This window comes from Pelodictyon phaeoclathratiforme BU-1 (assembly GCF_000020645.1).
In the GTDB taxonomy this organism is placed as follows: domain Bacteria; phylum Bacteroidota; class Chlorobiia; order Chlorobiales; family Chlorobiaceae; genus Chlorobium; species Chlorobium phaeoclathratiforme.
Genome location: NC_011060.1, coordinates 525,780 through 538,833, shown reverse-complemented (window position 1 = coordinate 538,833; position 13,054 = coordinate 525,780). Strand labels below are relative to the sequence as shown.

Genomic DNA, 13,054 nt, shown 5'->3' with positions numbered 1-13,054 from the left:
AGCTTCGAGTAAAAGACTTATAACCACTTAGGTGATATTTACTTTTTTTATACTAACACTATCACTACTGTCAGATTGTAAACCAATTAAATTAGACAAGTTGCAATCGTCATCAATTTAGATTGGTGTGCCGTGTTTTTAGCGTTTTTTAAATTATTCACTTATAAAGGCATCGCCCATGTAGAGGGGTACTAATACAAAGTGTAGCTAATCGGGATTGGTGAGGGCCAGAAATCCTATCCATTCCCCTTCCACACCACCCGGCATACGGGACCGCACCGGGCGGTTCGAGTAGTTGAGGTCATGAGAGTCGGGGTACACCAAGTTTATCGAAGTAGGCAATGGGCATAACACGGTTCATCTCGTAGCGGCTCATGTACCACCAGCGGCGCACATTGATCGCCACTCTCCAAGCTTGTTCCTCACTCGCACCCATTTTCCGTACTTCACGATATACCGTCATTCCCCGTCGCCATTGCTTGAGTTGCAACGCACGTAGTCGATACCGCAGCCATCCATCCAGTTTCTAAAATATACTGGACGTTTGGGCAAAATGAAACTTCCCGCCGCAAGCAGCGAGGTATCTGTTCCTAAAAAACTCCACTATGCCATCACGGTAACCGGCATTACTTGCAGGGTAAAGCCAAAAGGTATCGGCTCTTCTTCAAAGTCCCTCAAGGGTGCGAGCTTTATACTTCTCATCATAATAACCAGCACCCGGATCGATATATTTGATGCCGTATCTGAGGATTTTGTAAAAGATCGTAGCGATTTTTCTTGCCGTCGCAGTAATGACTAACGACTTCCCTGATCGAGCTGCCAATCTTCGGTAGAAATCCCCCCTAATGCACTATCGGTCTTGCCAAGAACGGGAATCGCTAATCGGAGCAGCGTTGAAACTCGGTTGGATGACTTCCTTGTTCTGGAAGAGAGTACCTTGCCACCGGATATCTTGTTGGCTGGAGCCAAGCACTGCCATGAGGTAAAGTGCTTGGATGTCGGCCAGCATGACATATCGGTACCACATTCTGCGATCAACTTCAATACAAGCGTCGCCCCTATACCATGGATCTCCGTAAGATCAATCCCAAGAATGTTGCACAACTCAGTACGTACGTCAAAGTTCATGGCATTGCCACCATGACGTTGACTTCTCTTGGGCAACGGTTTTTCAAGAGGCTCGGTCTGTTGCAGAAGTTGAAAGCGGAAGTTGACTCCCTGCTTCGTCAGGCTGAACAGGCCGATCAGTCAGCAATCCCGGACGGGATGAGTATTCCTGAAGAGCTTGAACGCCGTGAAAAACGGCTTGAAGCTATTGCCAAGGCAAAGCTTGAAATTGAACGTCGAGCTGAGGAGCGATACGCAAAAGAACAAGCTGAGCATGAGGAGAAACTGGCAGAGCGTGAACGGAAAGCGCAAGAGCGTGGTAAAAAAAGCAGAGGCAAAATACCGAAAGCACCAGAGCCTGGAGTGAGGAGGTTAATTTGACGGATGAGGAGTCACGAATCATGCCAGTATCGGGAGGCGAATTCATGCAGGCCTATAACGCTCAGGCCAGTGTCGATGTCAACACCATGCTGATTGTCGGAGTTCATGTTACCCAACATACAAATGATAAACTTGAGCTTCAGCCCGCTCTTGAAGAGCTGAACAAACTGCCTGCAAAGCTGGGAACGTTAACCGAGGTGATTGCTGACGCCGGATATTTCAGTGAAAAGAATGTTGAGCTTTGTGAAAAAGAAACGATAACCCCTTAGGGACTTGGTGTATACCGTAATCCCGTTTATCTTGTCTTCAAAAAGCAACCCATCATCCAGAGAACTTGCACATGAAGCCATCTACACTGAATCGCAACAACATAGCACCTGAAGTCGCAGAACTGATTGTTCGTCTGGTTTCCTCAATACCCTGGCCAGCACGACGCCAAGCTATGGGAGATGTGGTACTGACGATATTGAACGGTAAACCTCGGGTAGCAGAAGATGAATTTGGCTGGAATCGTTCATCGGTGGCATTAGGCATCAAGGAATTTGAGAGTGGCATTGCCTGTATTAATGATTTGTCGGAACGACACAAACCAAAATTTGAAGAGAAAAATCCGAAGTTGCTCGAATCCATTCGAAAAATAATGGAGCCATGCAGTCAAGCAGAACCCCGTTTACGAACAACCTTGCTCTATACGAACATGACAGCTCAAGCCGTTTATAATGCCCTTGTTGCCGAAGGATGGCCAGAAGAATCTTTGCCTGCGGTTCGTACACTCTCAAATATTTTGAATCGTCAAAACTACCGTCTACGTACCGTTCAGAAAACCAAAGTCGAAAAAAAACAGCAGAAACAGATGCCATCTTCGACAATGTCAGGCAAATGAATGCGCAGGCAGATGCTGATCCTGAAACATTAAGACTCAGCATTGACACCAAAGCGACAGTGCATGTAGGCCTCTATTCACGAGGCGGAAAGTCTCGTGGACTCAAAGCAGTAGAAGCATGGGATCATGATATGCGACCTAAGGAAAAGCTTGTTCCTGGCGGTATACTGGAACCAGTCAGCGGTAAATCGTTCTTGTTTTTTGGCACAAGCAACAAGACCAGTGACTTTATGGTTGATGGACTTGAGTTGTGGTGGAATGAGCGAAAGCAAGCACTTTCTCACGTCAAAGAGTTGGTACTCAACATGGATAATGGTCCAGAGTGTAGTGGGAGGCGGAGTCAATTTCTGTACCGGATGGCCGCTTTGCCGATATGACCGGACTTGGTATTCGATTGATCTACTATCCGCCCTATCACAGTAAGTATAACAACATTGAACGCTACTGGGCAGGATTAGAAAAATCATGGAATGGTTATCTCCTTGAGAGTGTAGCAACCGTCATAAATCGTGCCTGCAAATTTATTTGGCGAGGGATAGCCGCAAGGTCAATGCTGGTGGAGACGGTATACCAGAAGGGTATCAAGCTCTGTGGCAAGGAAAAAAAGAATCTGGAAAAAAGACTGATGCGCTCACCAAGCCTTCGTTGGTGGGATATCTGCATCAGACCTCAATCGGTATTTTTACAATGACCGTGTCCCTTACATCGCAACAAGCAGAGAATCTCATAACCAGTCGCCTGCTGACCGCTTCAGCGAACCCGAACCCATAGCCAAAGATGCTGACGCGGTAACAAAAATGAAACACCGATTGAAAACAAAGGACGGCAAGGCCGTCTATGCAAAACGCAAATGTACGGTTGAGCCGGTGGGCTCTCCGCAGAATTTAGTGGGTTGCAGTGAAACCATAATACTTCATAATACAGTAGGGAGGTTAAGATTGCTACGATATAATAGTGCCTTTGTTCGGTAGCTTTCGAAGCTGATAAAGACCCTTGACGAGGCTATAAAAAGCTGCATCTCGTTTTTGTGCATTTTGTTACCGCCTCAGTTGTTTCTTGCTTAAATCGTCAAAGATGCTGTTTCTATCGCTTATTTTCATACACATGTCTTTCATCATAGGGATCCATTCTGACTCATTCGATGAATCAATATTACACCTTACCAACTCTTTCTTACTCTATTCCCACTAAAATCCGCGAATAGCCCAAAAAATAAGGGGACTTGTAATTTATGGACGATATCATTGATACTTTTCCTAAAACGGCAATTCCTACAGGCTGTTTTCACATTGGAACTCGGGGTATACTTCGACGGCTGGATGATGGTAGCTATATGAGCTGAGAGGTTCCCATGTAGTTCTGTGAGGGGCTGGAGGTGATATTCCTCTGGTCTACTCACCTTTTTATGAGGGCTTAATACTTTATCAGTTTTCTATATAATTTATTTGAATAATTTTTTAACCTATATTTAACACTCATTCCAATCCGAAATAATGGATAACAAAGAGGACTCATGACCAGTATAACTATTCTATCCAACACAAGGGTAGCTATGCGATAATACTTAGAACGCAAGAGAATATTAATATCAACAGTTTGGCGTAACTCATTGGAAATAAAACCATCACGTATATCGGCCATCATTTTTACAACTTGTACCGGTTGAATACCACGGAATGGCCTAATCCAACTAAGATGCTCAGGCAAATTATGCAATTTGAATGGATGTGTAATCTGCTTGAAGTTTAATTCATGCCAAGAAAGTATAGTTGAACTGAACCCACCACCCTGATTGGTTTTTTCTTGTGACTGAACACTGTAATAGTTCACTTTTGAAAAAACCTGAGAGGGAAATACCAAGCAGTAGTGATATCGATAAATCCCTTTCTTAGTCATTATTGCTGATGACACATCACCACGAAGTGAAACATTTTCGCCTTCTTTATCCACCACAGTTGGAGGACGATGTTCTTTATACTGAAACCCCTCTCCCCAAGCAAACACTCTTGCTCCAGAAATCCCTCTGTCAAATATTGCCAACCCGATACCTTTGTTAATATAGTCGATTCCTCCCCAAAAACTGTGTTGCGGAAAAGTTATTCGTCCAACTCCCTGCTCAAGTAGCTTTATAATATTTTCCATATCCAGCTCTCTGTAGAACTCATCGGAGTCGACCTGCCAAAGATAGTTTCCTGTAGCACGCCTAGCAAATGCCCGACACATTTCAGTTTTTTCAGGCCAGAATCCGTCTTTATACCCCTCATCATAGGCACTAACCAAGATAACCTTATGCTCAAGATCTTCTCCTCCCTGAAAGCAGCGAAGAGTTTCAAGTGTCCCATCAATCGAATGGCCATCTGGCGTTGCAACTGCTTTGGCTGTCCGGCATGCACCCTCCACAACAATAATCTGATGCGCCCAAGGATAGAGACTCAGTAAGTTATATCTCGTAAACGGTTCTCCGTTCAAAACAATCATGCCAAATGTGATTCTTACTGAATCTACTGAGTTCTTTCCTAATAGATTATTCATGCCCAAAAAATCTCCACTCTCACATAAATTATTCATGATCCCCTGCGAAGGAGGATTTTTAATGCCAAAAGGACAGCAATTCAAGACTTGAAAAAGCGAAATCAAATTTTATAAATTAAGCACAGTTATCAATTTTATGGCCTATTGACCTCCATTACAAAGAAAAAGCGTTTGTTCGTTTGTTCGGAGAAATTATTCGTAACATAGATTTAAGCGGTTAACAAGAATTGTTTCCGTAATATAAGGGCAAGAAAGGAAACAGAAACCCCTGCCCCTGTAAATCATGAAGTTAAGTGACTTGGAATTATCTGCATGCAATCGTGCAAAGCTACAAGAAGTTGTGGCTAATCGGAGTGATTGGCGAGCACGTCATCGGGCTCAAACACTGTTACAATTTGACGCTGGCTTGAAAGCAAAGGCCATAGTGGCGTTGCAAGGCCTGAATATCGATACGGTTTATGACCGACGTAGGGCTTGCTGAACAAACCATCGGTTAGCAACATTTCGAAAACCGCACAAATCTCGCTTCCAGGCTGATTGCATCGACCAATGCTACCAATTGTTGCGTTTTTGGTCTCAGAAGGCTGTAGAGTGCTTTTTTGGCCATCATAAACGACCATACACATCCAAAAAGGCGTAAAAAATGAACCCCCAGCAGTTTCTGCAGGTTCATAACCATAACAATGAGCGCGACGACCGTCTCACTGGTTCCAGCGAGCTTGGCCATAATACGATTCATCCCGAACCGTCGCTTTCCTTGGCCAAACTTTCCTTCAACAGCGTTGCGGATTCCCTCATCTTTCCGCGTCAGTCTCTTTCGTTCAGCATTCACTTCAGGGTCCTTTGGCGGCCGTCCAAGAGGGACTCCACTCATCCTGATTCCATGCACTTTACACCACTGGCGATTGGCTCTGTTTCGATAGATCTTGTCAACATGTACGGACTCAGGATAGTACCCCTCACGCTCGTAGTAACGTGTAATCTCGGCAATCAGATCACTGCCTTCGTTGTAGGCCGACCATGACATTTTCTCCACATTACTCCATCCATCAACAACACTCAGCGACAGTTTCATGCCGAATTCGGTTTTCGCACTTGCCTTGCCCCGAACTATCGGACGAACATGCGGTTGACTGACACTGATAATCCAATCGTTCATTTGGTGACTGTTGGTTTTATACATAACGCGCTGTTGACGATATATCTCTGAACAGACTAACAGCTTACCATATAACTGTTTACTCTGTACGCTCAATGACACCTCCGCTGCAAGAGCTTCAATGCTTTTCAGATTTCTGCCCAGATAACCCAACTGTTTGCGAAGACCTTTGCGAAGGGTTTTCGCTGGCTTCATGCGAAGTTTTGTCACATTCAGAAAATCCTTCCGAGCATTTTTCCGATACGTGCGTGGCTTTTTCATCCCTTCCGGAGCATGCGCATAGAGTTTATCGATGATCTGTTCCGTTTTCACGCGGGCATCATTGAGCAAGCCGAGATCCGTCGGATAACGAATATCTGCCGGGGCGCACGTTGCATCAAGTATCAGTTGACCTTTGTTTTCTGGACCCTCAACCGACAATGAGCAAGTTGCTATGTCGTCATCCAACGGAGGTGCATCAGGTGTTAATTTATCAGAAAGCGCTTCATTGATTGCAGGCTCTGGTTCAGCTTCGATTGGGTTCTCAGGAATAACCGCTCTACCTTTTGTCGCTTCCGCAGCTATCCTCTTGGAAGCACCATTTCTGCGACTCTCTTTTTGTTGCTGCTCCTGCTGCTGTCGTCTCTCAAGCAGTTCACGGTACTGGTTGCGCAGATGCTCTTGTACATTTGCAACATCAAGCGATGTAAACCGTTTTCGAAAATGGGTCATCAACGAAGCATCAAATGGGGCTTCATTTTGAAAAGATGTAAATCCTACAAAAAAATTGTAGATAGGGATTTTCTTGAATTTGAGCAACAGTCTCTTCATCGGTAATACTCAGGGTCTCTTTGATAATCAGTGAACCCAGAGCCGTGCGAACACTCAGTGCCGGTGTGCCATTAGCTGCCGTAAAATTTTTGGCATAAATCTCTTCGGCTGCAAACCATGGAATGGCATTAGCCAATTTTACCCAACGATTGTCGGCTTGGAGTTTCCCGCCAAATGGAAGATAAAATTCATCAACAAATGAGAGCTGCCGGAACCTGGGTTTATACATAACCAATTTCGATGTGCAAGGTTTTTGAGCTATTTCCATCGCTTTTCTTGCACTAATATACGAAAAATGAAAGCCTAATCCAATATAAAATATGTCGTTAGCACTTATTCAGTAGGCCCGACGTAAGAACTGGTTATCAAAGGGGTTTGCCGCTTTATATGACATACATCGAAGCGGTGCACCTCCGAAACTAAACGCCATTCACCTTGAACAGATCACGATTTGGACGGAAAAGGAAGCACTGACAGCTCGAGCGATAGTAGCTCGGTTAAAGAAAGAGTGCAATGTAAAAGTGAGCGTTGGTACCGTAACTAATGCGTTGAAAACACTTGGTTTTGTATAGAAAAGTACACGCCTGTGGTTAAAAAAACGAGATGAAGTCCGGTTTAGACAAGCACAGTTAGAAATAGAATTGATGAAAGATGAAGTCGAACGCGATGAGAGGATCTTAGCCTTTGTAGATGAGACTGGTTTCGCACTGGCCCAGCCAAACCGCAGCGCCTAGCAGCCTGTCGGAATTGACGTTTTAGGCAAAAAAAACAATGATATCGTCCATAACCTTATTTTTTGATTTTGGTCATTTATGACGGTACTTTTTTCTGTTGATGAGACCAAAATAGGGCCAATCAGGCGCTTTTACCACCATATTCATGCCATTATCTGACGTAATACATTCACTCGCTTCAGATTCCACGCAATACTGACAAGATCCCATTCACCTCTTACATTTTCTATACCTCTGAGCAGAAACTGCCGGAAGCACATCACTGATTTGATGACTCCAAACACCGGCTCAACCGTACATTTGCGTTTTGCATAGACGGCCTTGCCGTCCTTTGTTTTCAATCGATGTTTCATTTTTGTTACAGCGTCAGCATCTTTTGCTATGGGCTCGGGTTCGCTGAAGCGGTCAGCAGGCGACTGGTTATGAGATTCTCTGCTTGCTGCGATGTAAGGGGTTATCGTTTCTTTTTCACAAAGTCCAACATTCTTTTCACTGAAATATCCGGCGTCAGCAATCACCTCGGTTTACGTTCCCAGCTTTGCAGGCAGTTTGTTCAGCTCTTCAAGAGCGGGCCGAAGCTCAAGTTTATCATTTGTATGTTGGGTAACATGAACTCCGACTATCAGCATGGTATCGAGATCAACACTCGCCTGAGCGTTATAGGCCTGCATGAATTCGCCTCCCGATACTGGCATGATTCGTGACTCTTCATCTGTCAAATTAACCTGGTCACGATTCCTCACTCCAGGCTCTGGTGCTTTCGGTGTTTTGCCTCTGCTTTTTTTACCACGCTCTTGCGCTTTCCGTTCACGCTCTGCCAGTTTCTCCTCATGCTCAGCTTGTTCTTTTACATATCGCTCCTCAGCTCGACGTTCAATTTCAAGCATTGCTTTGGCAATAGCTTCAAGCCGTTTTTCACGGCGTTCAAGCTCTTCAGGAATACTCATCCCGTCCGAGATTGCTGACTGATCGGCCTGTTCAGCCTGAGGAGCAGGGGAGTCAACTTCCGCTTTCAACTGCTTTTCAAGTTTGCAGGCATGACCCCAACTCAGTGCCTGATGCTTGGAAGCATTGGCCTTGATTTTGGTACCATCAAGACTGATCTTGCCGATCTTGAGGATGTTCATTTCATGGGCAAGAGTCAAAATCTGGATAAAGAATGGTTTCAGTTCAGCAAGAAAACGTTTCCGGAAATTTGCTATGGTGTCATGATCCGGATGACTGTTTCCGGTGATATAGCGGGCCGCTATGGATTCATAAGAGGCAAGTTCCAGCTTCCTGCTTGAAAAGGTTCCGGTGGCATAACCGTAAAAGAGGAGGCTTAACAACATTTCCGGATCATAGGCTTTGCAGCCTCTGCCTGCATAGGCGTCTCTTAATGGAGTAAGATCAAGCTGGGCAACAATATCAACAACAAAGCGTGCGAGATGATTGACCGGCAGCCAATCCTGAACAGATTGCGGCAAAAGGTAGAGTGTATCTCGATCGGCTGAAAGAAAGTCGGAATGCATTGCTTTTCAGTGGATAGTTAAGCGATTATGATGCAAGCAATATACGACTTATCTTGTTTATTATAAAAGGCTTATGAGACTATTTTTACGATTTCGTGCTGCTGGATAATCCGACAGGCTGCTAGAGTCCAATAGGCAAATGTCACAAGATTGACGCCAACCGGGGAAAACGCCTGAATGTAATCGGAGCCATGCTCTCAACGGGTGATTTGTTCTCAGTTGCGCTGTGGCAAACAACAGATTCACTTATAGTTACCGGCTTTCTTGGTCTGCTGATGAACTACGTGGGTAAACCTTTAACGGTCATTCTGGACAATGCGTCATTCCATAAAGCGAAAGCGGTTCAACCGATGTTAAAGGTGCTGGCTCAAAAGGGGCTGACTCTTTATTTCTTGCCACCTTACAGTCCAGAACTCAATCGAATTGAAAAAGTATTGGCACAAGGTGAAGTATGAATTGATGGAATTCAAGACGCGAAATGAAAAAAACCTTGAAGAAGATGTTCGAAAAATCTTAGCTGGTTTTGGTACTGATTACGTAATAACTTTTTGATGATCGCTTAATGGCATAGTGTCATGTCACTCCTCAATTGTCGGATAAAGGCGTAGCAGCTTGATCCTCGCCTTTTCGTTTGTAAAACGCCAATTTATCTTGGAATTTTTATTGTTTCGTTCCATCTCCCATGCTGCAACTTCCGACTTGACTTCTGTAATCGTCTCAATGCGACGGTTCAAGCACTGAGTCGTCAAAACTCTCAATTCTATCTCTGCCATATTCAGCCAGCTTCCGTGTTTTGGGGTATACACAAACTCGAACCTGTCCAATAACTCCTTTGCTTTATTTGGTTTAAATGTATGATATAATGAGCCTGACTCATGCGTATTGAGGTTGTCCAACACCAGCGTAATCCGTTCTGCATGCTGATACTGATTGGCTATCTCTTCAAGGAATTTTGCCCAGTCAGGTCTTTTTCTGTTTGTGGTTATTTGAACCATCCGTTTTCCAACCAACGGTTCATTGGCCATGAAAATATTACAGGTACCATTCCTGCTGTATTCATAATCATATCTGGCCAACTGCCCAGCTCTTGCCGGTATCAGTGTTCTTGTTTCAGCAATCAACTGCTTTGCTGATTCATCCATGCAGACAACCGGGTACAGTGGATCATAAGGTTGCTTTTAAACGTCCAGCACCATCTCCATATGTGCCACAAAATTCCCATCACTGAGCGGTGGAATTATCCATCCATCCTTTTTCCAAGGCTTAATGACGTTTTTTTTAAAACCCTTCGGACGGTCTCATAGGAAATATTGTCTACATAGTCCAGTTCGACTACCTTATCTGCTAATAATCTAAGGGTCCACCGTTTATGCCCTTCAGGTGCGGCTGAGCAGCTCAGGGCTACCAAATGAGCTTCAAAGTCCCCATCTGCTTTCCTGCAATACACTCGTGTTGAGGCTTTTCCTGTGAGGGCCACATCAAAACCCTCCTCTATAAATCGCTTTTTTACCCGGTCTATCGTTTTCATGCTGATATTCAGAACGCTAGCAATGGTTTCATTTATTGAGCGTTCAATCTGGTATTCGCCTTCATCACAAGCAAGCAAAATCAAGGCATTCAGCATCGTTTGAGCCGCGCGTTTTCCTTTGTTGCTGAGAGCTTCCAGTTCCTTTCGTTCTTCTTGAGTCAGGGTCACTTTGTACTTCTTCATAGTCAAATATGGTTGGGTGATTATGAAGAATAAGATAACACTTTTATGCGTCTTTATACGCATGACATGACACTAGTCAAGGGTCTTTAACAGCTTCGATAGTTACCGAACAAAGACATTATTTTATCGTAGCAATCTTAACCTTCCTACTGTATTGTGAAGTATTCTGCTTTCACTTCAACCCATTAAATTCAACAAAGGGCCCTTATACAATAATAATTCACGCTAAGAACCTTTTGCTGTTCCAGAGTCAGATGCGGCCTGCTTACTGAAGCTCGGATTTCGTCTCAGAAGTAAACAAATAATCATGAATAGACATAGTTTTTAAAAAGCGATAATTCATTAACGACAAATATTGGTTCATACGATCAAAATCTCTGCACTCTACCAAGATATATTTAAAACGATATTCTTTAAAGTCTACCCCCTTCAATACATCCAGTTCGGATCCTTCCACATCTAGCGACAAGAAATCAATTACTTTGGGTGCATGTGATTCATTGAGCAAATCATTCAACTTGCGAGCTATCGCACCGTACTCAAACAATATTTCACTCTCCTGTAAATGTCGCAGCCCAGATTTTGCGTGCGCTTCCGGGTCCAGAATATCACTATCTATACTAAGTGCAGTTGACATAAGATTGGAGTAAACCATTCGAACAAACTCTTCTTTGTAGTCAAATGCAACGCAGGCAGCACAATAAATAGTACTTTGCAATGATCTGTTTTTTCTGCATTTAATAAAATTATTTTGAGACGGTTCGATCAGCATACCATGCCATCCACGGTATTTTTCGAAGTATAAACTGTTTGACTGAGCCACACCATCATTGGCACCTATTTCTACAAAATATCCATCATCATAGTCAACATACTTTTCCAACTGTCGATCCAACTGATTAAGACTATTATACTTTCGCTGTTTAATCCGATTAACCAATCTTTTAATCATAATTAATCCCTATTCTTAATTTCAAAAGACCAACAAGATAATTATACAGAGCTCTTGGAATAATACTAATTAAAGATTTATATAAATATTTATCAAAAATATTAATTTTTTGTACCGAATTATTAGAAAGTAAGATTTTAGCTATCTCTTTTGATGGTTCATATCTATATCCATATTCAATATTAAAATAGTCCTTCATTATTTTTTTTATTTCAGGAGTCACTTTAAATATAATTTTTCCTTCTATATAATTTTTTATAGCTTGGGTAATATTTGAAACACTCACTTTTGCAGATGATGGCCAACCCAAATCCGAAAACCATGAAAGTTCAGAAAACCATTCATTATTTTTTTTTGAATATACATATAATGACGGTGTATTAGATAAATACGCATCAATTAGACTTGTTGATCCGTAATGAACAAACAAACCAACAAATTCAATAATGTCGTTTACCTGAATATCTTCATAAACATGCAATATATTTTTTATTTCTTGAAATTTACAGTAATCTTCCTTTTTTTCTATTGGATGTTTTTTTACAACAAATAATAAATCAGGATATTTTTCCGCAGTATGAATTATATTTTCAATCCACTCCGAACGATATTCCTTTAAAACCTCTACACTTTTAACCAACAAATCAATCATTGTGTCTGTGTGCAAATCGCCAGCATTTATTAGATCATTCCTAGAATAATTTGCCAAATGAAAACCTGTCACAAATAAAACAATATTGCTCTTATCATAAGCGCTAAATTTAAACTTGATTCTTTCTGGAAGAACTCTTTTGTTAGATGCAACATCGAAATACTTTTCAATTCTTGGATAACCAACAACCAACGCTCGATCTATTGAGGAAAGTTTTCTTTGCTTAACCAACTCACTGGCGACAGCTAATCTTACTTTATTACCCCAAAATATTTCTAAATCAACAAGATTCTTCCCATAAGTATCCGCTCCAGTTGCAAGTTTTAAATTATATTCAGACTCCACATCAATTACACCTTCTGTCCTAAAACATATTATTTTAGAGCCCAACAAAACCTTAAATAAATAAAACATTTCGGATAATCCAATACCAGTAAAAGGAAATGTTAAAATTACATCTGGCCTATAGCTAAATACAAATGAAACAAACCCAGTACGGTATCTTTCTATAATTTCTACAGACGTTTTTGGGGAAAATAATATTATTTCCTTTTTAATAGAATCCATAATTGAAAGCTCTCTGTTCGGCTTATTTATTACCAAAAGAATTTTTAATTCCATA

6 protein-coding genes and 7 pseudogenes are annotated in these 13,054 nt (G+C 42.3%); 5 read left to right on the top strand and 8 right to left on the bottom strand.

Annotated features, from left to right (window positions below; genetic code table 11):
• Window positions 1-301: 301 nt before the first annotated feature.
• Together PPHA_RS15825 and PPHA_RS16910 are read right to left on the bottom strand one after the other, a co-directional pair.
• Window positions 302-463, bottom strand: coding sequence for a hypothetical protein (locus PPHA_RS15825; protein ID WP_190274013.1), 162 nt, complete (start codon window positions 461-463; stop codon window positions 302-304).
• Window positions 464-603: 140 nt separating this feature from the next.
• A pseudogene (locus PPHA_RS16910) lies at window positions 604-1,173 on the bottom strand (transposase); the annotation flags it as partial.
• Window positions 1,174-1,191: 18 nt separating this feature from the next.
• On the opposite strand from PPHA_RS16910, the pseudogene PPHA_RS16905 reads away from it, so the two are divergent.
• The 3 pseudogenes from PPHA_RS16905 to PPHA_RS16900 form a co-directional block, all read left to right on the top strand.
• A pseudogene (locus PPHA_RS16905) lies at window positions 1,192-1,754 on the top strand (transposase); the annotation flags it as partial.
• A gap of 74 nt (window positions 1,755-1,828) precedes the next feature.
• Window positions 1,829-3,062, top strand: a pseudogene (locus tag PPHA_RS16685) (ISAzo13 family transposase).
• Between the two features lie 4 nt (window positions 3,063-3,066).
• Window positions 3,067-3,244: pseudogene (locus tag PPHA_RS16900) on the top strand (IS1182 family transposase); the annotation flags it as partial.
• Window positions 3,245-3,784: 540 nt separating this feature from the next.
• On the opposite strand, the gene PPHA_RS02725 reads toward PPHA_RS16900, so the two are convergent.
• Together PPHA_RS02725 and PPHA_RS02715 are read right to left on the bottom strand one after the other, a co-directional pair.
• On the bottom strand, window positions 3,785-4,939 hold the full coding sequence (locus PPHA_RS02725) for a hypothetical protein (RefSeq protein WP_012507360.1): 1,155 nt from the start codon (window positions 4,937-4,939) through the stop codon (window positions 3,785-3,787).
• A 457-nt stretch (window positions 4,940-5,396) separates the two neighbouring features.
• Window positions 5,397-7,101 (bottom strand): annotated as a pseudogene (locus tag PPHA_RS02715) (IS5 family transposase).
• Between the two features lie 163 nt (window positions 7,102-7,264).
• Between PPHA_RS02715 and PPHA_RS16155 the strand changes: the two are divergent.
• The gene (locus tag PPHA_RS16155; RefSeq protein WP_083765343.1) at window positions 7,265-7,444 is read left to right on the top strand and encodes a hypothetical protein; all 180 of its coding nucleotides are present in this window, start codon (window positions 7,265-7,267) and stop codon (window positions 7,442-7,444) included.
• Window positions 7,445-7,749: 305 nt separating this feature from the next.
• Here PPHA_RS16155 and PPHA_RS02710 read toward each other — a convergent pair.
• A pseudogene (locus tag PPHA_RS02710) lies at window positions 7,750-9,117 on the bottom strand (transposase).
• Between the two features lie 191 nt (window positions 9,118-9,308).
• On the opposite strand from PPHA_RS02710, the gene PPHA_RS15815 reads away from it, so the two are divergent.
• The gene (locus PPHA_RS15815; RefSeq protein WP_049759876.1) at window positions 9,309-9,572 is read left to right on the top strand and encodes a transposase; all 264 of its coding nucleotides are present in this window, start codon (window positions 9,309-9,311) and stop codon (window positions 9,570-9,572) included.
• Between the two features lie 123 nt (window positions 9,573-9,695).
• Here the strand turns inward: PPHA_RS15815 and PPHA_RS15405 are convergent.
• The 3 genes and pseudogenes from PPHA_RS15405 to PPHA_RS02685 all read right to left on the bottom strand — a co-directional run bounded on the left by PPHA_RS15405 (window position 9,696) and on the right by PPHA_RS02685 (window position 13,053).
• Window positions 9,696-10,828: pseudogene (locus tag PPHA_RS15405) on the bottom strand (IS630 family transposase).
• 265 nt (window positions 10,829-11,093) lie between these two features.
• Complete coding sequence (locus PPHA_RS02690) at window positions 11,094-11,780, bottom strand: FkbM family methyltransferase (protein ID WP_012507357.1); 687 nt, start codon at window positions 11,778-11,780, stop codon at window positions 11,094-11,096.
• Complete coding sequence (locus tag PPHA_RS02685; RefSeq protein WP_012507356.1) at window positions 11,773-13,053, bottom strand: glycosyltransferase family protein; 1,281 nt, start codon at window positions 13,051-13,053, stop codon at window positions 11,773-11,775. Before PPHA_RS02685 ends, PPHA_RS02690 begins: the two co-directional genes overlap by 8 nt.
• Window position 13,054: the final 1 nt, after the last annotated feature.

What these genes read in the sequence shown, in the direction of transcription:
- PPHA_RS15825 (WP_190274013.1), bottom strand. Translation starts at nt 463, where the DNA reads ATGACGGTATATCGTGAAGTACGGAAAATGGGTGCGAGTGAGGAACAA.
- PPHA_RS02725 (WP_012507360.1), bottom strand. Translation starts at nt 4,939, where the DNA reads ATGAATAATTTATGTGAGAGTGGAGATTTTTTGGGCATGAATAATCTA.
- PPHA_RS15815 (WP_049759876.1), top strand. Translation starts at nt 9,309, where the DNA reads ATGCTCTCAACGGGTGATTTGTTCTCAGTTGCGCTGTGGCAAACAACA.
- PPHA_RS02690 (WP_012507357.1), bottom strand. Translation starts at nt 11,780, where the DNA reads ATGATTAAAAGATTGGTTAATCGGATTAAACAGCGAAAGTATAATAGT.
- PPHA_RS02685 (WP_012507356.1), bottom strand. Translation starts at nt 13,053, where the DNA reads ATGGAATTAAAAATTCTTTTGGTAATAAATAAGCCGAACAGAGAGCTT.